This window comes from Butyrivibrio fibrisolvens (assembly GCF_023206215.1).
Classification (GTDB): domain Bacteria; phylum Bacillota; class Clostridia; order Lachnospirales; family Lachnospiraceae; genus Butyrivibrio; species Butyrivibrio fibrisolvens_C.
Genome location: NZ_CP065801.1, coordinates 194,458 through 218,698 on the forward strand (window position 1 = coordinate 194,458; position 24,241 = coordinate 218,698).

General features: G+C 39.7%; 21 protein-coding genes. 13 read left to right on the top strand and 8 right to left on the bottom strand.

Annotated features, from left to right (window positions below; genetic code table 11):
• The first annotated feature begins 157 nt into the window (after positions 1–157).
• On the top strand, positions 158–856 hold the full coding sequence (locus tag I7804_RS18145; protein ID WP_248406009.1) for a histidine phosphatase family protein: 699 nt from the start codon (positions 158–160) through the stop codon (positions 854–856).
• Positions 857–960: 104 nt separating this feature from the next.
• On the opposite strand, the gene I7804_RS18150 is transcribed toward I7804_RS18145, so the two are convergent.
• Positions 961–1,332, bottom strand: a complete 372-nt coding sequence (locus tag I7804_RS18150) for a desulfoferrodoxin family protein (RefSeq protein ID WP_027206307.1) — start codon at positions 1,330–1,332, stop codon at positions 961–963.
• Positions 1,333–1,656: 324 nt separating this feature from the next.
• Here I7804_RS18150 and I7804_RS18155 point away from each other — a divergent pair, with 324 nt between their 5' ends.
• Complete coding sequence (locus I7804_RS18155; RefSeq protein WP_248406010.1) at positions 1,657–3,060, top strand: aldehyde dehydrogenase family protein; 1,404 nt, start codon at positions 1,657–1,659, stop codon at positions 3,058–3,060.
• A gap of 66 nt (positions 3,061–3,126) precedes the next feature.
• Here I7804_RS18155 and I7804_RS18160 read toward each other — a convergent pair whose 3' ends face one another.
• Entirely contained in the window at positions 3,127–4,884 is a 1,758-nt protein-coding gene (locus tag I7804_RS18160; protein WP_248406011.1) for a DUF6709 family protein, read from the bottom strand.
• 512 nt (positions 4,885–5,396) lie between these two features.
• Between I7804_RS18160 and I7804_RS18165 the strand changes: the two genes are divergently transcribed.
• From I7804_RS18165 to I7804_RS18175, 3 genes are read left to right on the top strand one after another with little or no spacing between them, the layout of a single operon-like run.
• On the top strand, positions 5,397–6,356 hold the full coding sequence (locus I7804_RS18165; protein ID WP_110074512.1) for an ABC transporter permease: 960 nt from the start codon (positions 5,397–5,399) through the stop codon (positions 6,354–6,356).
• On the top strand, positions 6,356–7,228 hold the full coding sequence (locus I7804_RS18170) for a carbohydrate ABC transporter permease (protein WP_092046078.1): 873 nt from the start codon (positions 6,356–6,358) through the stop codon (positions 7,226–7,228). The genes I7804_RS18165 and I7804_RS18170 overlap by 1 nt, the downstream gene beginning before the upstream one ends.
• A gap of 34 nt (positions 7,229–7,262) precedes the next feature.
• Positions 7,263–8,939: an extracellular solute-binding protein gene (locus I7804_RS18175; protein WP_092046080.1), complete on the top strand. Its 1,677-nt coding sequence runs from the start codon at positions 7,263–7,265 to the stop codon at positions 8,937–8,939.
• A 134-nt stretch (positions 8,940–9,073) separates the two neighbouring features.
• On the opposite strand, the gene I7804_RS18180 is transcribed toward I7804_RS18175, so the two are convergent.
• Positions 9,074–10,855 carry an ABC transporter ATP-binding protein gene (locus tag I7804_RS18180; RefSeq protein ID WP_022758805.1) on the bottom strand — a complete coding sequence of 594 codons (1,782 nt, stop codon included), beginning with the start codon at positions 10,853–10,855 and terminating at the stop codon, positions 9,074–9,076.
• Positions 10,855–12,588: an ABC transporter ATP-binding protein gene (locus I7804_RS18185; protein WP_248406012.1), complete on the bottom strand. Its 1,734-nt coding sequence runs from the start codon at positions 12,586–12,588 to the stop codon at positions 10,855–10,857. The genes I7804_RS18180 and I7804_RS18185 overlap by 1 nt, the downstream gene beginning before the upstream one ends.
• Before the next feature lie 669 nt (positions 12,589–13,257).
• Between I7804_RS18185 and I7804_RS18190 the strand changes: the two genes are divergently transcribed.
• The 3 genes from I7804_RS18190 (at position 13,258) to I7804_RS18200 (ending at position 18,097) form a co-directional block, all read left to right on the top strand.
• On the top strand, positions 13,258–14,403 hold the full coding sequence (locus tag I7804_RS18190; protein ID WP_248406013.1) for an AI-2E family transporter: 1,146 nt from the start codon (positions 13,258–13,260) through the stop codon (positions 14,401–14,403).
• Between the two features lie 451 nt (positions 14,404–14,854).
• Entirely contained in the window at positions 14,855–16,534 is a 1,680-nt protein-coding gene (locus I7804_RS18195) for a hypothetical protein (protein WP_248406014.1), read from the top strand.
• Between the two features lie 306 nt (positions 16,535–16,840).
• Positions 16,841–18,097: a hypothetical protein gene (locus I7804_RS18200; protein WP_248406015.1), complete on the top strand. Its 1,257-nt coding sequence runs from the start codon at positions 16,841–16,843 to the stop codon at positions 18,095–18,097.
• A gap of 99 nt (positions 18,098–18,196) precedes the next feature.
• On the opposite strand, the gene I7804_RS18205 is transcribed toward I7804_RS18200, so the two are convergent.
• Together I7804_RS18205 and I7804_RS18210 are read right to left on the bottom strand one after the other, a co-directional pair.
• On the bottom strand, positions 18,197–19,030 hold the full coding sequence (locus I7804_RS18205; protein ID WP_248406016.1) for a hypothetical protein: 834 nt from the start codon (positions 19,028–19,030) through the stop codon (positions 18,197–18,199).
• 20 nt (positions 19,031–19,050) lie between these two features.
• On the bottom strand, positions 19,051–19,380 hold the full coding sequence (locus I7804_RS18210; RefSeq protein ID WP_022758811.1) for a PadR family transcriptional regulator: 330 nt from the start codon (positions 19,378–19,380) through the stop codon (positions 19,051–19,053).
• A gap of 295 nt (positions 19,381–19,675) precedes the next feature.
• Here I7804_RS18210 and I7804_RS18215 point away from each other — a divergent pair, with 295 nt between their 5' ends.
• Complete coding sequence (locus tag I7804_RS18215) at positions 19,676–19,897, top strand: hypothetical protein (protein WP_022754469.1); 222 nt, start codon at positions 19,676–19,678, stop codon at positions 19,895–19,897.
• Positions 19,898–19,936: 39 nt separating this feature from the next.
• Positions 19,937–20,248: a hypothetical protein gene (locus I7804_RS18220; RefSeq protein ID WP_248406017.1), complete on the top strand. Its 312-nt coding sequence runs from the start codon at positions 19,937–19,939 to the stop codon at positions 20,246–20,248.
• Positions 20,249–20,256: 8 nt separating this feature from the next.
• On the opposite strand, the gene I7804_RS18225 is transcribed toward I7804_RS18220, so the two are convergent.
• Complete coding sequence (locus tag I7804_RS18225; RefSeq protein WP_248406018.1) at positions 20,257–21,405, bottom strand: GGDEF domain-containing protein; 1,149 nt, start codon at positions 21,403–21,405, stop codon at positions 20,257–20,259.
• Positions 21,380–21,679: a hypothetical protein gene (locus tag I7804_RS18230; RefSeq protein WP_248406019.1), complete on the bottom strand. Its 300-nt coding sequence runs from the start codon at positions 21,677–21,679 to the stop codon at positions 21,380–21,382. Before I7804_RS18230 ends, I7804_RS18225 begins: the two co-directional genes overlap by 26 nt.
• A gap of 374 nt (positions 21,680–22,053) precedes the next feature.
• On the opposite strand from I7804_RS18230, the gene I7804_RS18235 reads away from it, so the two are divergent.
• The 3 genes from I7804_RS18235 (at position 22,054) to I7804_RS18245 (ending at position 24,195) form a co-directional block, all read left to right on the top strand.
• The gene (locus tag I7804_RS18235) at positions 22,054–23,766 is read left to right on the top strand and encodes a putative bifunctional diguanylate cyclase/phosphodiesterase (protein ID WP_248406020.1); all 1,713 of its coding nucleotides are present in this window, start codon (positions 22,054–22,056) and stop codon (positions 23,764–23,766) included.
• A 90-nt stretch (positions 23,767–23,856) separates the two neighbouring features.
• Entirely contained in the window at positions 23,857–24,012 is a 156-nt protein-coding gene (locus I7804_RS18240; RefSeq protein ID WP_248406021.1) for a hypothetical protein, read from the top strand.
• Between the two features lie 18 nt (positions 24,013–24,030).
• Complete coding sequence (locus tag I7804_RS18245; RefSeq protein WP_248406022.1) at positions 24,031–24,195, top strand: hypothetical protein; 165 nt, start codon at positions 24,031–24,033, stop codon at positions 24,193–24,195.
• Positions 24,196–24,241: the final 46 nt, after the last annotated feature.

Genomic DNA, 24,241 nt, shown 5'->3' on the forward strand with positions numbered 1-24,241 from the left:
ATAATAAGAAGGATAAATTTTAATTATGTAAAAAAATAACACCACAGTGGAGCTCGCGACACCAATTTGGGTTTGAAAATGGAACATTTTCAAACTTGTTTATGATGCGCAGAGTTTGTATAATTTTTACATATTCGCATTTTGAGGGGAACATAAGATGAGACTGATATTTGTAAGACACGGAGATCCCGATTACCAGAACGACTGCCTGACTGACATTGGACGCAGGCAGGCCACAAACACTGCCGCAAGGCTTCATGATGAGAAGATCAAAGCCATATACGCATCTTCCAATGGAAGAGCAATAGAGACAGCTTCATATACAGCCAAAGATCACGGACTTGACGTACAGGTACTTGACTATATGCACGAGATATGGTGGGGAGACAAGGATCAGAACATAGATGAGAGTCAGAAGATCCCGTTTGAGGGGCATCCCTGGTCTATATCATATAAGCTTCTGACAGAGCATCCGGAATATGCCGGTGATAAAGAATGGTCTGAGCATCCATATTTTAAAAATAATATCTGTATGGATTATTTTGACAGGATTCATTCAGGAATAGACGCACTCTTAGAGCAGTATGGGCTTAAAAGAGAAGGTAATTTCTACAGATGTATAGAAGAATGTAGTGATACTATAGCACTGTTCGCCCATGGCGGCTCCGGAGCTATCCTTTTTTCACATCTGTTATCAATCTCTTTTCCAATAGTACTTACTACGCTTCCTTTTGGTGTATGCTCAGTTACTATATTCGACTTTGCAGCCATGAAGGGCGAGATGACGATACCAAGACTTGAGATCTTCAATGATATGAATCATCATAATGAACATAATCTGTTATTCAAGATGTGATATTATAATCCTCTCCTTGCTTAGTGTATAAAAACTCGCAAATTGCCAGGCAATTTGCGAGTTTCATAAACACATCTTTTTTTTAGACTGATAAGCACTCGTACTTATTCTGCTTTCCAAAGTCCATGGAGGTTGCAATATGCATATACACCGACTACACTATCGCCCTCTGTAAGAAGGAATTCTGCGCAAGGTTTCTCTTCGGGCTTAAGCGCTTTTCTCTGAACTCCCTTAGCTGTCTCGATTGCGATCCATTCAATGTAATGCTCAGGAAGCATTGGATGCTCAACAGATCCTACAGTAACTGTAACCTTGTTACCTTCAACTGTATAAACCGGTACATGCTTCTCAACTGCTCCATCAGAAGTTCCCGGTACAAGCTCTGTCATATGCTGACCACAACATGTCATAGGAGCGCCTGATTCCTTAACCATTTCTACGAAATTGCCACAAACCTTACATACATAGAACTTCATTAGTATATACCTCCTTACCTGTTTGAATAGACTCATATTCAATATAACGTTTATAGTTCTATTATACACGGATAATTGGACTTGTGGGTGTTTTGGATATTTTTCATGCAGTTAATTTATTATCGTTATACAGCTATACTCATCAGAAATCAAACAGCTTAAACTTCCCATATAAACTGCATAGTATCACTAAAAATCCTGAGTAAATAGTCAAATATTCATCTTTTCGCAATTTCTAGCCTGCCATATTCTGTGATAGTTTCCATCTGATATAATGTCCTTAAGAGTAGTTCACAATTCCTTTTCTAATGGAGGCTTACGCCCATGATCACACAGGCATATATTAATGACATATTAGATCAGCAAAAGAAATTCTTCAAAACCGGAAAAACTCTGGATCTGTCATTCAGGATCAGACAGCTCAAAAGGCTTAAATGTGCTGTTATGCAATATGAAGATGAGATCAAAAATGCTCTTTCAAAGGACCTTGGGCGACACGGCGCAGAAGCCTATTTCTGCGATATAGGTACCATAATCCTTGAGATTAATGAAACTATAGAAGGGCTTAGAAAGTGGGCTAAGCCTGAGACTCATTTTAGCGGTCTTACCTGCTTCCCAAGTATCATTACCAAAGTCTACAAGATGCCTTATGGTAACACGCTTATCATAAGTCCTTTCAACTTCCCGTTTACGTTGTCGCTTGGCGTTCTGATACCTGCTATTGCAGGCGGCAATACAGCTGTTATCAAGGCAAGCTCTAAGTCTTCATATTCTACGCAGGTTCTTAAGAAGGTAGTCACAGCTTTTTTCCCTACTAAATATGTAGCAGTGATAGATGGCGACCACGACGTAGCAGATATGTGTCTTGAAGCGGGGTTCGATAAGATATTCTATACTGGATCACCAAAGGTTGGTAAGCATGTTATGGAGATGGCGTCTAAGAATCTGACACCTGTAGCGCTGGAACTGGGCGGTGAGAACGGCAACTGGTGCATAGTCAGGAAGGATGCTAATCTCAGGGATGCAGCCAGGAAGATTGCCTTCTTCAAGATGCTCAACAGCGGGCAGATCTGCATCAATATCAATCAGATTGCTGTTGCCAGCGAAGTCGTGGACAGGTTTATAGAATTATTAAAAGACGAGTTCAAGCGCCAGATAGGCGATGATGCACTTGTAAACAGCGAATATCCGCATCTGATCACTAAAAGCGCCTATGACAAGTGTAAATCCGAATGCGACCTTTATAAAGACAGGGTCATCTATGGCGGCAAGGGCGATCCTCAGAGCCTTAGATTCCAGCCAACTATCATATATCCTGTCAAGGACGACGAGCCTATAGTCAATCATGAGCTCTTTAATCCGCTTCTACCTATCGTGCCTTTCGAAGATAGCGAAGTGGACAAGCTCCTTAATACTATCGAATCCAGGCATCACGGACTTGCCCTATACATCTTCACTGAGAACTTCGGCTGGGCGCAGAAAGTAATGTCTACTATGCAGTTCGGAGGAGGCTGCATCAACGAAGTGTGCCTTCATATGATGGTTAAAGGCGTGCCTTTTGGCGGAACAGGTCACTCCGGCATGGGAGCATATCACGGAAAGTGGGGATTTATGGAATTCACACATCCTACAACTGTCCTTGTAGGAAGTTCGAGATTCAACCTGCCGCTTAGGGAGCACCCATATAAAGGGATTAAGCTTGGGCTCATCAGATTGTTTGAAAGGTGAAGCTTACTAATTGTATGGAATCAGCTAGCTAGTTATATCCTTGAAAATACCATGGGCAGCTATCATTCAAGATGCTGCATCTATATTTTCTTTGGTATATCCGATTCGAGCTTTTGGATTCTTCTGCGCTATAAGATTTAGTACAAAGTTCGCAAGATCCATGTTTGCTTCACAGGCAGCCAGTGCCGGAAGACTATAACTGCCCTTATATATATCCAGAATTTCAATCGTATAAGTTATATCTTTTCCATACTGTTTGTTGATCTTAACATATGCCCAGACAATATCAGAATATGGGATAAGTCTCGTATCAGTATAGTAGGTGAATATATATTTGTTGGTACAGTAGAAGGCATTCTTTATTATCTCTTTGGTAGTAGCAGATTTAAGATCTGACTCTAACATAGCATATTCACTATCAGTAAGCCTGCACATAGTTTTCTTGAAGCTATGGATAGGAGTCATACCGAAATAGAGAAGGAATAGTCCCAGTATACATGGGAACATAGCAAAAATAACAGCTGTTTCTATATCATCTTCTGAGATTCCGCTGCCATTGTATGATTCTTCAACTACTAGGCAGTATTTTCCAAAAAGCTCATCATAATCATCTAAGTCTATGTCTTCACCTGTGCTTTCGTTATAGAAAGTAACAGCATTTTCTTTACCCATATCAAGGAGGGTGTCATAATAGCCGTGAAGAGTTGCAACGCCTGTATCTTTAAGTTCTTTCATTGCCTTTTGGTATTCTTTGTCATCAAGCTCTGCTATATATATGCCATTATCAGTACTGATCATATACACGCCATAGTCTCCGCTGCTTGGTGAGTAGAACAGGATTGGTACATAGGAGACTTTGATCTCGCCGATTGATTTGACGGATGCTTTCTCATATTCAGCGGCATCGTCCATATTGTATACAGTCGTATTTTTGGCCGAAACCTCTTCATTGTGTGAATATATAGAATATAAAACCGGTGCAAGGATACTTACTGCAAGGATTATAGAGCCGGCAATAGTCAGTTTTTTCTTTTTCTTAAGATATAGTTTTAGTGATTCATTATTAACTCTCTTAACAGCATCTTTGCCGGTTACAACTTTTGCCTTTTTGACAGGCTTTTGCTTTTCATATGAGGAGGCTATAGAAGTACCGTATGAACTGATGGAATTTTCGAAGGCCTTTCTTTGTTTTCGCTCTTTAAGTAGCTTTGAGCCGTTTTTGATGATATCGTATAATGCCAGAAGGATGATGATTCCAGGCATTAGATATTTGTCTATGAGAAAAGAGGGTACAAGATCTTGGCCAGCAGGGCAGATAGTCTGATATCTTACAACATTTTCAGATTCATCAATGCCATACTCTGCAATAGTTGAGCGATAGAATCTCTCCTCCTCATCGTCCATGGATCTGATGATGCCGACAAAGCTATATACATCACCGGACAGGAGTTCGTTTGAATCTATATCACCATCCAGATAACTCCAGGTCTTATCTGATATCTTATCCATGAGTTTACGGTTACTATCAAAGACATACATAGATATAAATGAACTATCGTCAAGCCAGGCTATATAATAGTATCTGTCTTTACCTGATGTATCATCATAGGTGACTGATGCATAGTTACCAAGGTTTGCATCAATAGTGACGTTTACGTACCTTTCTGGAAGCTCACCATCCCCATATTCTTCCAGATAGTCGGTAAGGCTTGGAATATTACCTGTGACTACATCCTTTGTTTCTTCCCAACTTGGAACTGTATAGATGACAGCCCCGATCATGATAAGTACTGCAACAATAATTCTGACTTTTTTACTAAGCATTAATTTGTCCCCCAACTTATAATATGTGCAACGCTTATATTCTACCATATACAAAGCCTTATGAGCATGTCAATCTTAGTAATAATATGCGTTTTGTTAATGCTGTGTGACAATATTATCAATATATAACAAAACGGAAACTAATAAAATCATGTCATATATCAAATAGCTGATATGCTCATATTACAATATACAATTATTGCACCTGTCTCCCTAATAAGAATTAATTAATCCGGAATTTTTATTGTGAAAATTGCCTTTTCGCATTCTGTTTCTTCTAATACAAATATCCATAATAAATCCCACTTTAGCCATGTGAAATTAAATAAAATATACAAACGATATACAGATAATCGCAAAAAATGTTTATTCCAGCGCAACTTTTGAATGAAAATAAATAGCAATAATTAGTACAAGAATAGCAATATTAAAAAAGAAACTCTGCCTATAACCCTTTATAAATGTATAGGAGTTATTAATATAGATACAAATTTAGTAGGGAGGATTTATAGGTGGAGACTAGCTCTGCAAATAAGAAAACTTCTGTAGTAACCAAAAAGAAGCTTTCCAAAAATTATCTTAAAAGGTATTGGCAGTTATACGTTTTGCTGGCTATACCAATGGTATATTTTTTAGTGTTTAAGTATGTACCTATGGTATATATTCAGATTGCATTTAAAAAATATATGCTCAACACAAGTGTTTGGAGTATGCCCCTGGCCAAGAATAATGGATTCCAGTATTTCATACAGGCATTTTCCAATCCTGAATTCTTAAGGGCACTTAGGAACACTATCGTTCTTAACCTTCTTGATCTGTGTATCGGATTCCCGATCCCGATCATATTTGCACTTATTCTTAATGAGCTTGTATTCAAGCGTTTCAAGAAAGTGGTTCAGACAATTGCATACATGCCTCACTTCTTATCATGGGTCATCATCTATGGTATTGCTATACAGCTCTTTGCACCTAGCACAGGTCTTATCAACATTGCTATCACAAAGATGGGCGGAGAGGCAGTTCCATTCCTCAATGATGGTAATCACTGGGTATGGACATACATCTTCCTTGGTGTATGGCAGAGTTTTGGATGGAACTCAATAGTATATCTTGCTGCAATAGCAGGTATCAACTCAGAACTTTACGAAGCAGCATCTGTTGATGGTGCCGGACGTTTCAAGAAGATGTGGCATATCACACTTCCTGGTATCAAGCCTACAATAGTTATTCTTCTTATCATGGCTATCGGTAATATCCTTGGAAGTAGTTTTGACAGACCATTCGCACTCCAGAATAACCTCGTAATGGATCAGGCGCAGGTTCTCTCAACATACGTATATCAGTATGGTATCAAGGGCCTGCAGTTCTCACTGACAACAGCTGTCGGACTGTTCCAGTCTGTAGTTGGCGTATTTTTCCTGCTTATGGCTAACTGGCTGTCTAGAAAGCTCGGAGAAAGGGGTATCTGGTAATGAAAGTAAAATCAAAAAAGGCAATGTTTGGCGATTGGATCTTTGTTCTTATATGCGTGATCATAAGTCTTATCTGTATTATTCCTATGATCAACCTGCTCGCCAGATCACTTAGTAGTACTGATGCGCTTGTAAGACATGAAGTATATCTGCTTCCAAAGGGACTTAACTTCGGCGCATATGCAACAGTTTTCAAGGATATGAAGTATATCAATGCATTTGTTTATACAGTTATCCTCACACTTGTTAGTACAGTAGTATCACTTACTATGACAACTATATGTGCATATCCTCTTATTTTTCCAGATCTTAAGGGAAAAGGATTTTTTAACGTAGTAATAACTATCACAATGTTCTTCAACGCAGGAGCAATACCTAACTACCTTCTGATGCAGAATCTTAATCTTCTGGACAATCCGCTGGTACTGGTTCTTCCATATTGCCTTAGCGTTTACAACATGATCATTATGAGAAGTTTCTTCTACGGAATCCCTGATTCACTCAGAGAATCCGCAGAGATTGACGGCGCTGACTTTTTTACAATACTTTGGAAAATATATATACCGCTTTCCAAACCTGTATTTGCAACACTCGCTCTGTTCTATGCAGTAGGTAGATGGAACGGATACTCAGATGCTCTTATGTATATTAAGAAATCAGAGTTCTATCCTCTTCAGCTCCTTTTGTACAACATCCTCAACAATATCAACAGCGTAGAAGTTGCAACACAGGAAGGTTTCTCTGCACCAGGTCTTTCAGAGTCACTTAAGGCAGCTATAGTTATGTTCTCAACGGTTCCGATTCTGTGCATATATCCATTCCTCCAGAAGTACTTCATTCACGGAGTTATGGTTGGTGCAGTTAAAGAATAAAATAATATGGCGCACAAGCGTCAAGGAGGGAAAAATGAAGAAAAGGTTACTTTCACTGCTTCTTGCATCAAGTATGGTAGTATCACTTGCTGCATGCGGCAAATCCGGCGAAGGAAACGGACAGGGTACAGCAACAGGCTCAGCTCCTGCAGATGCTGCAACAGAGCTTGTAGATGGCAAGTTTGCTGACACAAGAACAATCACAGTAGAGGTTTATGATCGTGGTAATGATGGCGGATCTGACCCTACAGACAACATGTACACTAAGTACATCCATGATCAGATGCTCGAGCAGCACAATGTAGATGTACAGTTTGTAAAGGTTCCAAGATGGACAGAGGTTGATGAGATCAACAACCTTCTTGCAGCACAGACAGCTCCTGATGTATGCGTAACATACAGCTATGCTACAATTCAGACTTATGCTGATATGGGTGGTGTTCTCGATCTGAGCTCATATGTAGAGGATTATAAGGATGTACTTCCTAACCTCTGGGATTGGCTCGGTGAGTCCAATATCTATTGGGACAAAGATCCTGAATCAGGATCAATCTGGGCACTTGAAGCAAGACTTGCTAACCAGAACCGTATCTGCACGTTCATCCGTAAAGACTGGCTTGATACTCTTGGTCTTGAAGAGCCTACAACTAAGGATGAGTTTTACAATGTTCTCTGCCAGTTCAGAGACAATGCTGACAAGCTTCTCGGCGCAGATGCTGACAAGATGGTTCCTTATTCAGTAAGCTATGACGTAGGTTGGAGAGCAGCTACTCTTATCGAGTCATTCATGGATCCGGCTATCACAGAAAAAGAGTACTATGTAAACGGATTCGATGACAGAAAGCTTACAGAAAACGGTACTAAGGATGCTATCAAGCTCCTCAACAAGTGGTACAACGAAGGTCTTATGTGGGATGATTTCGCTGTATACGGAAGCGGCGACACAACAGAAGACGACATGATGAAGGCCGGCTATGTTGGTGCATTCACACACAACTGGGATTACCCTTACAGAAACGGTGAAGATTCTATCGAAGCTAACCTCAAGAGACTTGTAGGTGAGGACGCTTCTTATGTAGCAATCGATCCTTTCGAAGATTCCAACGGAACACATACAAAGTGGATCGCAGGCCCTATCGACAGAAAGATCTTTTTCCCTGTAACTAACGATGAACCTCTTGCGTCTCTTCTGTACCTTGATTTCATCTCAGATCCTGAGACTATCCAGTATCTCCAGATCGGTGATGAGAACGTTACACACACAGTTGCTGACAATGGTGCTATCCAGATTCAAGCTGCAACAGGCGATGCTATCCAGAACTCCGGTATGAACATCGACTATACAATCACATGTAACGGTCTTCACCTTGTAGATCCTGAGATCACAGAGCTCTCACTTGCATACAGCTATGCAGGCGTAGATCCTAACCTTATCTTAAGAGCTGATGAGATTGCTAAGACAGATACAAGAGAACTTGGTAATGTACAGGTTGGTGCTATCGAGTCTGAAGCAGGATTTGGTGAAGCTCTTTCAAGTAAGCGTGATCAGGTATACGATAAGGCTCTTAGCGCATCAGAAGCTGATTTCGATAGCGTTTGGGATGCTGGAATGCAGGATTACCTCGCATCAGGCGGACAGACTATCATGGATGAGAGAAAGACAGCTTGGGAAAATGCATACGGCGATGCAGAGAACCTTCCTGAGAAATAATGCAATTATAAATAATGCAGGTAAAAAATATTTCAATTGGTAATAATGGAACTTGATATCCCACCAATGATATGTTCACATTAATGACAAAAACTGCGGCACTAAGATATATTCTTAGCGTCGCAGTTTTTGTTTTAAGCAAACTGAGCCATATACAGATCGTAGTAAGCGCCTTTTCTTGCAATAAGTTGATCGTGGCTACCTGCTTCCATGATGCCTCCGTTATTGATAACGAATATGCGGTCAGCATTCTTGATAGTAGATAGACGATGCGCTATTACAAAGCTCGTCCTGCCTTTGAGTAGTGCCTGTATACCTTTTTGAACAAGCATCTCAGTGTGAGTATCAATGCTGCTTGTAGCTTCATCAAGGATCAGTATCTTAGGCATAGAGATCATAGTTCTTGCAAATGCTATCAGCTGTCTCTGGCCTATAGACAGGCCTGCGCCTCTTTCTTTGAGCTCTGTGTCATAGCCCTTTTCAAGTTCCATGATGAAGTCGTGAGCATTTACAGCTTTGGCTGCAGCGATCATCTCTTCTTCGGTTGCATCAAGCCTTCCATACATGATGTTCTCTCTTACAGTTCCCTGGAATATGAAATTGTCCTGAGTCATAACACCCATCTGGCTTCTAAGGCTATTGATGGTAACATCTGTAAGGTCGTTGTCATCAACATAGATCCTTCCTTTTTGAATATCATAGAACCTGCTTATCAGATTGACTATGGTACTCTTGCCTGCGCCGGTCGGTCCTACAAGAGCTATTGTTTCGCCAGGTTTTGCTTCGAAGTTTACATTTTCCAGAACCTTGGTTTCAGAATCAGTACCTTCATCGTAGGAGAATCCTACATTTTCAAAACGAACCTTGCCCAGGATAGGAGGGAGCTCTTTGGCATCATCCTTATCAACTATGGTTGCCTTAGTATCGAGTATGTCGAATACTCGTTCAGCTGCAGTCATGTTGGTGACAAGCTGGTTATAATAGTTTGAAAGTCCCATGATAGGGCTCCAGAACATACCTGTATAGCTTGCAAAAGCAGTGATAAGTCCTACAGAAGCTCCTGTATATCCCAGAAGCTTTACTGCTACAAGGTATATGAGCATACTGTTCAGGGCTCTGCTCATATCAATTGAAGGTCCGAATAGATCTACAGCCCTGCAGGCACCTATATAAGCGTCTCGGTGCTTGTTGGCAAGTTCTCTGAAGGTCTTCTTGGTCTCGTTTTCAGCATTAAAGCTCTGTACGACAGATATTCCTGCGATATCCTCGTGTACGTAAGCATTAAGATTAGAGGATTTCTTACGTACATCTTCCCAGCGCTTGTGCCCGACCTTCCTGATCCAGGTGATACTTACTATCATGATAGGAAGTGATACGAAGGTACCAAGCGCAAGCTTCCAGTCTTTGACCAGCATGATAATAACTACACCTATAACAGTTATGAAGTTAGGAATCAGGTTTGTGATCGTGTTGGACATAACATCCTTCATGGAGTTAACATCTCCGATTATTCGGGCCAGGATCTTACCTGTAGGCCTTGAATCGAAGAAAGTAAAGGATAGTGTCTGGATGTGTTCGTATAGCTCCTGCCTTATATCCAGCAGAACCTTGTTAGCCACCTTGTTCATCATATACATTCTGATCTTGACAAAAGATATATAGATAATACCAAGGAGCACTATAGATGCTGCAACAAGTAGTAGTCCTCTGACATTCTTATTGGCTACATGTACGTCTATTGCATACTCTATGAGCAGCGGGCTTATAAGGCTTATGCCTACTGTGATCATAAGCGATATGAATACCGGGATTATTTCAAATATATGTGGTCTTAAATATCTTATAAGACGGGCGAATATCTTATGCCTGTCCGTGTTTTTTAGCGTCTCATCTTCGCGAAATGAGTTAGCTGCCATTATGCACTCACCTCCATTACGTCAAGGGCTCCGTATTGTGCAACATAAGTTTCGTAGTAGAGTCCTTTTTTCCTAAGCAGTTCTTCGTGCGTTCCGCGCTCAGCAACATGTCCGTCTTTTAGATAGATGATCTCATCTGCGTTACGAACTGCTGATATTCTGTGAGCTACGATGATTCGTGAAGAGCTCTTTATCTCATCAAGTGTCTTCTGGATCTCGGCTTCAGTCTCCATATCAAGAGCAGAAGTTGAGTCGTCCAGTACCAGTATAGGAGCATCTTTGGAGATGGCACGAGCGATACTGATACGCTGCTTCTGGCCTCCGGATAGTCCTACACCTCTTTCTCCTATAACAGTCTCATACTTATCGTCAAGCTTATCTATAAAGCTGTCTGCCTTGGCCTTTTTGGCTGCATCCACGATTGTTTCCATGGTCATATCTTCACGTCTTCCCATGCGGATATTTTCTTCAATAGTATCTGAAAAAAGAAATACATCCTGCATAACAACTGATGATGCGCTTCTAACCTGTGACAGATCCATCTTTCTTATATCTGTTCCGTCAAGCCTTATCGTACCCTTAGTAGGATCATAGAAACGCTGCAGGAGGTTAACGATAGTACTCTTACCTGAACCTGTCTGTCCCATGATGCCAAGAGTCTTGCCCTTATGAAGGGTGAAGCTGATGTCTGACAGGATCTGCTTGTCTCCAAGTTTAAGTGATACGTTATCGAACTCGATTTCGCCTTCAACTTTATCAACGTGCTTGGCAAAAGGGTCAAGGCTAAGAGTAGAATGCTCCTTATATATCTTTTTGACCTTTTTAAGAGAGGCGATCGAGCTTGAGATATCATTGGTGATCCAGCCAAGCTCTTCCATAGGCCATGTGCAGTTTCTTGCATAGATTATGTATGCTGCAAGGCTTCCAAGGTTCATCTTTCCATGTATTACAGATATACCTCCGAATACTGCACAGGCTACAGGAAGAAGAGTGCCTGCAAGCTGGAACACAGGATAGAAGCGGATCATAACCTTGGCTTCCTGCATGTTCAGATCGTGATATCTCTTGTTGTGTTCATAGAACTTTTTGATCTCGTAGTCTTCTCTTGCAAATGCCTTAACTGTACGTACTCCTGCAAGGTTTTCTTCAGCTATTGTAGTAAGAAGAGCATTCTCCTCACTGATCTCGTCATAGACTTTATCAAGCTTTTTTTCCATGATGATCGCAGCTGCGCCGCAGATCGCCATGAAGGTAACAGGCAGTATTGTAAGAACCAGATTGATTCTGACCATGAAATACAGGATGAGTACAGCATTAAGTATAACTTCCATACCCATCATAGCTGCCATACCTACAAGCCTGTATATCTTGTCGATATCATCCTTTACTCTTGCCATCAGCTCGCCTGTGCTGGCATCATCAAAATAGTCAAGAGAAAGCCCCTGAATATGATCAAAAAGATCCTTTCTCATTTCTGTTCCTATAGTTATACAGTTTTTATCAAAAGTATATTCTTTAAAGTATCCGAATACACTTCTGCCAAGTCCTATCAACATGATAGCTACAAGCAGAAATGTAAAGTTATCATATACGCCTCCAACTAAAACATCATTTACTATTGTTTTTGTAACCATGGGGAACATCATGTCTAGGGCAATTGATATCAGCATGAATATGATTGCCATGGTATATGTTGCCCAGTGCTTTTGCACATAACTTCCAAGTGTCTTCATTCTTCTTTCTTTCTCCTCATTGGTGCTGTAACAGTGCTATTAACCTCGGAACTGTGTTTTAAGGAAACAGGCCCTTGTTTCCCCAAAAAAGCATAAAAAAATCCCCAGGTAAGAATCAACTCTTTACCTGGGGAATGCTTATCACAATAATAATTCTATAAAGACAGATCAAAAAAATCTATCCGCGTAGAATATCCCGAGGTAAAGTAATAACAAATACAAGATTAAAATTATTCACTAAATTTATTCTCGCCACATTAATCATTGCTTTTACCTCGCTTTCTTTAATATTTATCAGTCGTAGCATAACTGACTCTTTGATAATGACATAGCTATTTTCAGTTGTCAATATGATATTTATATATTTTTAATATTTTTGATAAATAAAATCGTGTTTTGTTATCATATAATTATGAGATACGTCACACATGGACAGATTGGCATTTTCAAAGTCTTTGCAGGAGTGAAGTTTTAGTGATAGGGATTCCTGGAAGTATGATAGAATAAATATATATGAAAATATATTAAATCTATTAAATATAAACCATAGTAAACAACTTTAGAAAATACCTAATGCCAGTTATCTGATACTGACATATAGGGCATTTGATGACTGGAAAAGGGCATTTTCTTAGCCTTTTACTATAATAATCTTTGGAGGAACTGAATTTGGATAAGATTTTCAAAAAGCTTGACAAGAAATATCTGAAAATATGCATCTATGCTGCGATCACTGTTTTGATAACAGGTGGTATTGCAATGCTATTTCTTTTAAGCGGCCCCTTTTGGTCTAAGCTATGGGCTATTTCTGCTGCAGTATTTAGACCTATGATCATAGGAGGTATTATCTGCTACCTATTCCTTCCTATAGTGGAGAGACTTGAGAGAATCTTTAATAAGAAAAAGAAGCATAAATGGGCAAGGTCAATTAGCGTGCTCCTTACTTTTGGTATAGTTATAGCAGCAATCCTTCTGATACTTGCTCTCATTGCTGTTGCGATCTATAAAAATGTAGAATCACTCAATATAGAATCTATCAAGAATCTATTTTTCAAGTTGCAGGCTGATTACACGGCTATATGGAATTTTGTAGCCCAGCAGCTGGAATCATATGATATAGCTTCCGATAACATAAGTCACATAGTGACAGCAGCAACAGGTGCTGTTACAAGCTTCTTTTCAGGACTTTTATTTGGTGTTATCTTTTCGATCTATTTCCTGCTTGATGGGAACCATCTGTCAACATACTGGACCAGAGCTTTCCGCCTTATATTCGGGCAGAAAGCAGAGGACAATATTGAGATTTTCCTTAAAGATGCTGATAAGGCATTTTCAGGATATATCCGTGGACAGTTCACAGATGCACTTATAGTCGGAGTTCTTATAACTATTATCCTTTCAGTAGTCGGTGTCCCGTATGCTATAGTCGTAGGAGTATTTGCCGGGCTTGGCAACCTGATTCCTTATCTTGGACCTATTGTCGGATATCTTACTTTAGTTATTGTATGTCTTCCTACAGCAGCTTTTGACAAGATGATCATTGGAATTATCATATTTGCGATCGTGATGTTTATAGATGGCAATATCATCAATCCAAAATTATTGTCTGACAATGTTGAGGTTCATCCATTATTGGTTGTAGCTGCCCTTATAGGAGGCGGCGCTCTTGGCGGCATAGCAGGTATGCTGGTTGCCGTTCCCTGCGCGGCACTCATAAGACTGCAATTCGACAGATATCTTCAGAGACTTTCTGATAGAAGACGTGAAGAGGAAAAAGCTGAAGAGGAAAAAGAAGCTTCTGATCCTAAAGATTAAAGCTGTAATTCCAATTCGGAAGTTTGAGGTAGTAATTATACGCACTTGAGTTTGAGTTAAGATCAGACAGGATATTTGGAGCTGAATCAGTAAGTAAATCAAACGGATGTAGTATCTATCCGCCCCGGGTAACAGGATTAATGCCTGCTACCTGGGGCGTATTTTATATCGTATAAACAAAACGAAAAAAAGTATATTAAAGCACATAAATACGTATTATTTTGTACGAATATATGTAATAATAGGTATGGCTGTTTAAAATTTTACTTAATCTATAATGTTTTTAAGGCATCTATTGTTATAAAAGCTTAATAATAGTAACCGACATAAGTAAATGTTCTTTGTCCGTTATCAAATGCACAATATATCAACCTTAGATAACTGGCATAAGGCAGTCTCTAAAGTCGTTTACAACAGATATTAGTTTTTTATGTAAGATAGGACAATACTTATGAAAAGATTATTTGTAATGTTGTTAACAGTATCGGTGGTTCTTACGACAGTATCTCTTAATTCAAAAGCCGCTCCCCATGCACAAAAGAATATGCAGCAAAGTAAAGACCAGGAAGAAACAGATCAGGTATATGGTAATGGCGGTTATCTGGTTAAAGTCGGGCAAAAGGTCTTTTTCCATGATTATCAAAAAACAGATGTTATGGAACCGAGTCTTGGAGGCCAGTTCCTTGAGTATGGAAGAGGTATATGTTCATATGATGAAGCTACAGGTGAGATATCAAAATTAACAGATGCCCCATGTTCCGGTTCGTTATATTATTGCGGCGATTCATTCTATAGTACATGGATAGATGAGAGCGGTAAGTCGCAGATTATCAGAGTATCAATGGACGGCGAGATACAAAAAGTTGGTCCCGGGATAGTTTCAGGAGTTTCAGAAGATAGTAATCTGATAGCGCTGTGGTGTGATGATGCATCTATGAAGCATATTGATGTTCTGGATGTGTCCGGCATGCAGTATTGCAGGATTGATAAAAAATCTGATATAAGCTTGTCTTTCTGTGGCCTTACAGATAGCGACGTAATATATCAAAAGACAGAAGATGATGTGATAAAGCTATACAGCATGGGCGCAGGCAACAAGGAGATATATCTTGGAACTTTGTCTGAGCTTGGCATATATGGAAGCCTTGAGTGTGATGATTTTCTATATGATACAGATAATGGAGAAGCCTACTTTGTTTTTGCTCACTATGGCGGGCCGGTAGATTCTGTAGAGGATTATATTGTGGTTAAGGCTGTGCCGGGAGATAAGGATAGCCTTGAACTTATAACACATGGATATGATTATGAGATTATGCCTGGACTGACATATGATGATGAACCAAAGCTCAGATTAAATGATGGCAAGCTTTTATGCGGTTATTATGATCTGGACAAGCTGTATCTGTCACATTCCTATATGGGAAGTCATATGTTAAGCCGCTTTGTATATGGAGATCTATTATGGTGTAACAGCAAAGGCCAGATTCAGACCATGATCAGCAATTTTATCCCATATATGGACAAGGATCATCTTATTATGCAGACGGGAGAGGTTCTTGGGGATGAAGCATATGTGCTGGTGGCGGAAGTGATAAGGGATCCAGGCAATGATTATAAACTGCTACAGGCATTTGATTTTGTAAATATGTATGTACTTCGTCTTCCCATGAAGGCATGGATAGATGATGCCGAGGTTATCTTAGGCGGAGACTTCGAAGCTTCTATTACCTTTGATAAAGAAGGCTTTAAGCCATATATAGGCATATGGCGTATGGACAATTTCATCACCGAGGATGGCTATGAGCCGGATCACTCCAAGGATATGTGGATCAATATTACGGATACTCAGGAACTATACTTCATAGATAATGCTGAGTATGGAGGTCAGGGTGTATATTCTAATCTCTTTAAATTGTCTACATCTACAGCCGGTGACAAGTGCCTGATTGTCGGATACAATGAGGTTCTTGGGATCACATGTACAGGCAGTCTATATGAAGAAGACGGCGAAGTCAAACTTATCCTGGAAGTTCAGGAGATCAAAGAAAGTATAGATGATCCCGGGCCATCTTCGTGGAAAGGTTCTTTTCACAAGGTATCAAACGAAGAATGGTCCATAGAGTGGGGCTAAAGGATAGTTTGAAAGTGTTCCACTTTCAAACCCAAATTGGTGTCGCGTGCTCCACCAATTCGAACCATTAGTCACTGCTTTGCGCCCTCAAACATTCGCAACTCCGCACTACGTGCTACTTTGCTCATGTTTAGCGGGTCATATAAATACGATTAGAAATCTAAGAAATCATTGATTCTTGATTGAATTTGTTTTATAATTTCTCATTGTTTTTACGTGTATTTTAAGTGACTAGAACTTCCCACTTGGATGTAGATCCGTTCAAGTGGGGAGTTTTAGTAAGTAATAAAATGAGGAATGAGATTTATGTTTTTTATATTGATCGATATTTTGGTCATTGGTATTGTCATACAGGCTGTCAAATATAAAAAGGTAAGGAACAAGATCTTCAGCCATAAGGAAGTTGAGAAAGCTGCAAGAGAACAGGTCAAGAAGATGAAGATCACCAATCCTGTGATCACCTGTGAATATTGTGGAAGCCAGATAGATACTTCAAGAGAGGAGGTCTGTTCACATTGCGGAGCACCGTATGATGTATCTGCGGACTGGCGTGCAAGATTCAATGTCAGCGATTCTTTTATCGAGGAAAGTGCGGATGAAGTAATTAGTAGTCAGGAATCCAAAGTAAAAGAAGAGACAGCTAATATGTTAAAAAAGATCAAAAGAAGGATCATTACCTTATGTGTTCTTGTCTTTGGTCTGCTGATAGTGGGAGCTATCATCTTAGTAACAGATGGTCCGGGTAACTATAGAGGCAATGAAAAGCTCAATGATAAGAATGGTTATCGTAACTGCGTTGATGTCGATTATAAGATCAATGGTGACGGTGTCATATACGATGATGGCAATGTTAAGATAACAGTCGCAGGCATTTATTATGAAGAAAACAGTACCAGAAGATATAATGGGCTTATGAGATCTAACGGCAAGATAGCCTTTACTGTAGAGAACAGCCATGATGAGAACATATACGTATCTATAAGCTGCAACAGTATCAATGAGATAAGTAGTGACACTAATTATATCAGTATGTATGGTCGTTTTAAGAAGAATAAAACTGTAACTATCTATGAGCAGATATATCAGTTTCCGGGAGAAGGTATTTCAGAGCTTTACTTTGACAGGATATATGTTTCTTGCGATGACTATAAGCATGGTGAGGAAAATGTAGAGGGTATAAAGCTAACTACTACTCATGATGAGACATGTGAGTATGACCTTGATGGGTATAAGATGATATATACCAATGATAAATTCGATGTATATGCTAGGTATACAGATGAAAGCTATGATGAAGGCTATATACTGTATATAAATAATAAGTCAGACAAAGCATTTAGGATAACTACCAAAGATATTCTTGTAGATGACGCAAGCTGTGATATATACGGAATTAGGGATTTATATATACCTTCCGGATATAAGCTAAAGACAAGTACTTTGTACAGTTCTGAAGATACTTTTGAAAATTTAAAATCCAAAGAAGTTAAGATGAGTATAGCATTTAACTGTAAGGAAGATCCTTCACTTGACTTCTCAACAGGATACATAGAACTCAACTGATATAACTCACTAAAACTTAAGCGTAGTGGCTTAGTAATTGAAACTCCCCACTTGGATAGTACAGTATCGCAAAGTGGGGAGTATATTCTTAGATATATTTTATTTCAGTACATTATCTTTGAGCATCAGGAGTTTTTCGCAAGGGGTGGTCCTTCTGGTAGCATTGAGTATAAAGAACACACCGGCTCCAACCAGGACGAATATAAGAGATGGTCCCAAAGCATCTGTGAAGAAATCACAGATAGAGAATATTCCGAAGAATATAACAGGGACTACACTTACTATGCATAGCAGTATGCCTCCGGCCAGCATGAATGATTTGTTTTCCTGATTATCAATAAGCTCGTTTTGGATTACGAATTCGGTTTCGGGATCCAGCATACAATGTTCATGATCAAGGAATCTCCACAGCTTATTTCTGCTTGTAGACAGGAGAATAAGTGCAACTCCCAAACCCACGGATACAAATAAAAGAATAACACCTATTGCTTCAATGAAGTCAGAAAATAAACTTAATATAAAGATGTCTCCAAGCCCTGAAGCAAGAATAGGGCCAATCGGAGCTATAATGCAGAAGAATACACCGCATCCGAGTAATATTCTGGATGAAGTACAATCTTTAATATAGTTGTCAGCTTCATAAGAGTCTATTATGCGCCTTCCCTTGGGGGGCATTTCATAGTTTAGAGCATCATTTTTAGGCGCAGGTATGATGCTATGCTTTTTCTGACCCAGGATTTCCATAAGATCTTCCTTACTTCCGAATTCAGAGATGATAGTACCTATCACTTCATTTTTGGGCATACCGCTTTGAATAAGCTCATTGTATTTGTCTTCCATCATAGAATACAGTTCCTGCTTGGCTTTTCTGGCTTGCGGAGTATCAGGAATGCTTGCAAACATTGCGTCCAGATAGTTTTTGATAGTTTCCATAGTTAGTTCCCCTCTTTTATTTATTCGTCAATAAATCTTTCTATTACGTCCTTGGTAAGACGCCATTCTTCACACTTTTCCCTATAATAATTAAGCCCTTGGTCCGTGATCTTGTAGTAAGTACGGCGCTTACCATTGTCTGCCTCCATGCTAAAGGACGTTATATAACCGTTCTTTTCCAACCTTGTGAAAGCAGAGTAAAGCGTAGTCTCCTTGATCAGGTACTTGTCATCAGATACAGCCCGGATATTCCTTGATATCTCATAGCCGTAGGATGGCTCCTTCCTTAGGAAAAAGAGTATGATGGTATCGTTATAACCTCGGATCACATCACTACTGATCTCTTGCATAAGATAAACTCTCTTTCGGTACGTGTATTAGGTGATGAATTATTAACTTCCCACGTAGGTGATACTGCACCGTCCAAGTGAAAAGTTTGAGTCATTAATACTGACAATATTGAAATAATACAAATGAAATACTCGTGTGTTATGTACTACGATAATCGTTACTACGACTGTCATAGTAAATATACTACTACAGTCGGGGTATGTCAATATGCTAGATATAGCTTTATCTCTAGTGAACAATTATACTTGATTATGATAGGATGTTTGTGAGAAGATCCATTAAGGAGAAATAGCCATGAAATCTATACTTATCAAGGATACAACCAAAGAAGAGCGTGAGCAGATAGTAAAGAGTTCACTGGATTGTGGCGGCGGTTGTGAGAACTGCTCTTCATGCTGGCTCGGAGGCGGAAGCCCCTGGGATATATACCAGGATTATATTGATGGTAAGAAAGAAATCCGTGACATAAATATGGAATACATGGAAAAGTATCGACAGGACAGGCAGATACACTAGTGTGCTGACTTGTTCATATAAAAAAGATTGAGGGATAAGATGACAGAAAAACAGATATATTGGTCAAGAAAACGGGATGAACTTGTGACAGCTATCAAGCAGCGTGGGTTCCCCAGGGAACTTGGTGAGCAGATTGCAAAGCAGCTGGGAAGCCCCAAGGCTATGGACAGGATGCTGGCGTATATTTATAATGTGAAGCCCCGAACTGCGGAACTGATCGTGGATGAAATGCTGGCCATCTGCAGTGATATAGATACATGGCACAAAAAGAAATCTGCAGAAGAAGCTAATGCAAAATATAACGAGATTCTGTACTACGGCCTTGAAACTGATGATGAGGAAAACTACTAAGGAATTTCTTATGTTCTTTCGGCATGCATTCTCTTTTTGTTTTCATACATGTTGTTATCTGCACGCTTAAAGACGTTTATTGCACCTTCATCTTTATCACTGTCATACGTGGCATAACCAATCGCAGCTGAAACTGCTTCCCAGGGAGATAGACCCTTGTTGTTTGCCAGGTCCGAGAGTTCTTGGTTGAACTTATCTATTAGAGAATCAATATTTTCAAGGTCCTGACCCTTTAGGATTATGACAAATTCGTCACCTCCCACTCTGAAGACAGGAGAGTGGGCAAATATAACGCAGACTATATGACAAATGTTCTTGATGGCTTCATTACCTTTTTCGTGACCATAAGTATCATTGATGATTTTCAGGTAATTAAGATCAACGACTCCGATTCCAAATTCAGTTTTTTCAAGCTTAAGATTCCATTCAAGGCTCTTGATCTCATTGTCGTATGCGGTCTTATTTCGTATTCCGGTCAGAGAATCACGGTTTGCAAGGACTTCCAGCTGGGAGTTCTTATCCTGCATGTCACTTATCTTTTTATCTTTGTTGATCAGGTCAGAGGCATAATTCCTTATATCCTCAACCATGGAGAAGATGGAGCCTGACAGGGATTCAATCTCATCATGGGTATGTATGTCAATTTCGTCCATAACAAGTTCTGATACAGGAGCGCGCTTTCGGCATTTGTCTTCAATTTTGCCGGTTGCATTTTCAAGATTCCTTATAGGCTTGACTATTCGCTTGTTATACCATCTGTTGAGCGCTAAAACAAGAAGCAGACCTGCTATAAGTGCAACTATGAATGTCGCAAGCGCATATGTATAGGCTGCTTTATATATATCATCAATAAGGATATCCCCACAGATCACAGCAATGGGCTCTCCTTTTGAATTTATCAGAGGACGGATTGCGGTATATATTTTCCCAAAGTCAGTATCATTTCTAAAGTAAGTGACAGTTGTATCCGTGTCCATGCGCTTAAGGTACTCAAGGGCGACATCCTTTGGATAAGCATCTCCGGTATAGTTTCCAAGATCGGTAAGTTCATCTGCTTCATATGTTTTTTCATATAAAGTATATGCAGCAAGGACATCCATCATGTTGTCCGGAGGATCTGCACTTAATGGCTCAATTATATATATATAAAAGGTCATGGGTTTCCTTAACGTCATTTGCCAGAGTCTGCAGTTCGTTGTACTTGTCTGATTTGACACCGGTACGCATACACTCTTCAAGGTCATCAACATCTATGCATCTGCTCAGAAAGTTGATGGCATCACCGGCATAGTTCTGATATCTGCTTATCATATCCCTTCTGTAAATATCAAAGCACAAAGTGCCCACGGAAATAGATATGAATATAACAATGATTATGCTGATGCGGATAAGTGATTTTTGTAAGGAAGTTTTCATTTTTTTATTGTTCATATCTGCCCTGCCTGTACCTCCATATTAATTGTAACTTGGATTGCGCTGTGACTCAACAAAAAGCTTTATAAACAAAAAACATGTGCTTTTTGTTTACAGGAAGTTTATAGATTATGTTGCATATTAAATGTTACTATATAAACGTAGAAGATTGCCTTCATTTTAGGTTGCAGAGTAACTTTTGGCTGCACGCTGTTCCAGGGTTATTACTTTTCAAAGCCTCTGCCTTTAGAAGAATTTGAGGCAATGCTCAAGGAATAGATTTTGAAATCATTTAGGGAGATTATAAGTTTGAAAGTGTTCCACTTTCAAACCCAAATTGATGACGCGAGCTCCATCAATTTGAACCATTAGTCACTCGTTTCACTCGCGACATGAGGTTAATTATGAAAATCGCTGAATTGATGGCAAATAAGCTTGAGAAACTCTTTCAGGAGGCATCGCTGGAGAATATTAAAGCAGATACCTACAAGGACCTCTGTGGTGCGCTTCATGTCACGAAAATGTATTATGACATGGATCTTGGTGGTGATGACAGATACCGGAACCACAGGACGGGGAAACTTATATTTGAAGCAACACCAGTTGATGACAAGCTTGTTCTTTATGATTCCGGCATGCCGGGAGGCTTAAAAAAGTGTTACAACTTCTACTATGATGGAAATGAGTATGTCCATGCCTACATAGAATTCGAAAAAGCTGTAAAAGAAGATGACATTGATCAGGAACTGTGTGCGTTTATGGCAAATGTTATCTACATCATCATAAGCAGACAGAACATGAGAAAGATGCTTGACTATGCTGAGACATCTGATGTTCTTACAGGAATCCCTAATATTGCAATGGTACAAAGAAAATATTATACGGTACTACAGCATTCCAGGCCACAGGATTATGCCGTTCTAAGGATCAACCTCAGAAACTTCAGATACATTAATGAGATGTGTGGTGCACAGGCAGGAGATGAAGCCATAATACAGTATTCAAGGAAACTGCTTAAGTTTACAGAAGATGATGAATGTGCCGGACGCATGGGCGGGGATAATTTTGTAGTATACCTGCACAATGAGAATCTAAAGAACTTTTTAAAGAAGATAAGTACAGTCACCATATCAAAGCTTAAGAATGCTCCAAATAATCGCTTTGACGTTGTGGCATGGGTCGGGATATCCATGCTCTCAGAAGATGAGAACAAGACTTTCCTTGAACGCCTTAACGATGCAAATGTAGCCTGTGGGCTTGGAAAGAGCAGATTAAAGCAGGACGTTGTTTATTATGGCAAAGAGCTGAAAAATATGGTGATGCAAGGAAGGGACATTATAGGAATATTTCCGACTGCAGTAAAGAACCATGAGTTCACGCCTTTTTTCCAGCCTAAGGTTGACATGAAAACGGGCAAACTTGTTGGTTTTGAAGCGCTGTGCAGGTGGTTCCATGAGGACCATTACATATACCCTGATCAGTTTATTCCGATATTGGACAGAGAGGGACTTATACCGAAGCTTGATCTTGCCATATTTGATGAAACCTGCAAAGCGATAAAAAGATGGAAAGAAATGGGACTTACTCCACCAAGGATTTCAAGTAACTTTTCCAGAAAAGACCTTTTTGTACCAAAGATAGAAAACAAGATATTAAAGGTAATAGAGGAAAATGGCCTATCTACTGACGATGTGGAAATAGAGATAACAGAGAGCACAAAGGATGTTGAGTATGAGAGACTCATTACATTTGTAAAGACTCTCAAAGAAAATGGGCTGTTTATATCCATCGATGACTTTGGTACCGGATATTCATCCCTGTCACTTCTCCATAACATCGATGTAGATGTAATAAAGATCGATAAGTCTTTTACAGATATGATAACAGCAGATGATAAAACTGCGATTCTTGTTGAAAGCATAATAACTATTGCACAAAGACTAAAGATGGAGATCATCGCAGAAGGCGTTGAGACGAAGGAGCAGGGTAAAAAACTTGTGGAACTGGGTTGTAATCTGGCGCAGGGGTATTATTACAGTAAGCCGGTAGACTATCAGTCTGCGACAGAGATTATAAACAGTTGCGATTATGCACCGGTCGTATAAGACATACCGGGACTACCATGAGCCTCAACCGCAGCTCGTTTCTCATCAAGGGCAAGGACTAGAAGAAAAGCAAGGAAGGAGAAAATGGCTATGATTTACAGAAAATTTCAGGAAATCAGATTATCAGGACTTGGCTTTGGAGCTATGAGGCTGCCTGTGGTCGGAGGAGATGATGGCAACATCGACGAAAACGAGACTATCAAGATTTCAGATATGATGTCTGATTTTGTGGAAAAAATAGGCTGATAGTTTCGGAGGTCATTTATGAGATACAGAGAAAATAAAAGAACCGGGGATAAGGTCAGTGAAATAGGCTTTGGCTCAGCTTATATATTTGAGGCAGGCACAAGTGCGGCAGTTGAAACTCTTTGTCATGCCTATGAGGGCGGAATAATGTACAATGATAGCTTTTTTATGGAGGAAGTTTGAAAGTGTTCCACTTTCAAACCCAAATTGGTGTCGCGAGCTCCACCAA

What these genes read in the sequence shown, in the direction of transcription:
- I7804_RS18200 (WP_248406015.1), top strand. Translation starts at nt 16,841, where the DNA reads ATGTTTTTTATATTGATCGATATTTTGGTCATTGGTATTGTCATACAG.
- I7804_RS18245 (WP_248406022.1), top strand. Translation starts at nt 24,031, where the DNA reads ATGAGATACAGAGAAAATAAAAGAACCGGGGATAAGGTCAGTGAAATA.
- I7804_RS18170 (WP_092046078.1), top strand. Translation starts at nt 6,356, where the DNA reads ATGAAAGTAAAATCAAAAAAGGCAATGTTTGGCGATTGGATCTTTGTT.
- I7804_RS18215 (WP_022754469.1), top strand. Translation starts at nt 19,676, where the DNA reads ATGAAATCTATACTTATCAAGGATACAACCAAAGAAGAGCGTGAGCAG.
- I7804_RS18155 (WP_248406010.1), top strand. Translation starts at nt 1,657, where the DNA reads ATGATCACACAGGCATATATTAATGACATATTAGATCAGCAAAAGAAA.
- I7804_RS18145 (WP_248406009.1), top strand. Translation starts at nt 158, where the DNA reads ATGAGACTGATATTTGTAAGACACGGAGATCCCGATTACCAGAACGAC.
- I7804_RS18185 (WP_248406012.1), bottom strand. Translation starts at nt 12,588, where the DNA reads ATGAAGACACTTGGAAGTTATGTGCAAAAGCACTGGGCAACATATACC.
- I7804_RS18235 (WP_248406020.1), top strand. Translation starts at nt 22,054, where the DNA reads ATGAGGTTAATTATGAAAATCGCTGAATTGATGGCAAATAAGCTTGAG.
- I7804_RS18150 (WP_027206307.1), bottom strand. Translation starts at nt 1,332, where the DNA reads ATGAAGTTCTATGTATGTAAGGTTTGTGGCAATTTCGTAGAAATGGTT.
- I7804_RS18175 (WP_092046080.1), top strand. Translation starts at nt 7,263, where the DNA reads ATGAAGAAAAGGTTACTTTCACTGCTTCTTGCATCAAGTATGGTAGTA.
- I7804_RS18160 (WP_248406011.1), bottom strand. Translation starts at nt 4,884, where the DNA reads ATGCTTAGTAAAAAAGTCAGAATTATTGTTGCAGTACTTATCATGATC.
- I7804_RS18220 (WP_248406017.1), top strand. Translation starts at nt 19,937, where the DNA reads ATGACAGAAAAACAGATATATTGGTCAAGAAAACGGGATGAACTTGTG.
- I7804_RS18230 (WP_248406019.1), bottom strand. Translation starts at nt 21,679, where the DNA reads ATGAACAATAAAAAAATGAAAACTTCCTTACAAAAATCACTTATCCGC.
- I7804_RS18195 (WP_248406014.1), top strand. Translation starts at nt 14,855, where the DNA reads ATGAAAAGATTATTTGTAATGTTGTTAACAGTATCGGTGGTTCTTACG.
- I7804_RS18205 (WP_248406016.1), bottom strand. Translation starts at nt 19,030, where the DNA reads ATGGAAACTATCAAAAACTATCTGGACGCAATGTTTGCAAGCATTCCT.
- I7804_RS18225 (WP_248406018.1), bottom strand. Translation starts at nt 21,405, where the DNA reads ATGACCTTTTATATATATATAATTGAGCCATTAAGTGCAGATCCTCCG.
- I7804_RS18240 (WP_248406021.1), top strand. Translation starts at nt 23,857, where the DNA reads ATGATTTACAGAAAATTTCAGGAAATCAGATTATCAGGACTTGGCTTT.
- I7804_RS18210 (WP_022758811.1), bottom strand. Translation starts at nt 19,380, where the DNA reads ATGCAAGAGATCAGTAGTGATGTGATCCGAGGTTATAACGATACCATC.
- I7804_RS18180 (WP_022758805.1), bottom strand. Translation starts at nt 10,855, where the DNA reads ATGGCAGCTAACTCATTTCGCGAAGATGAGACGCTAAAAAACACGGAC.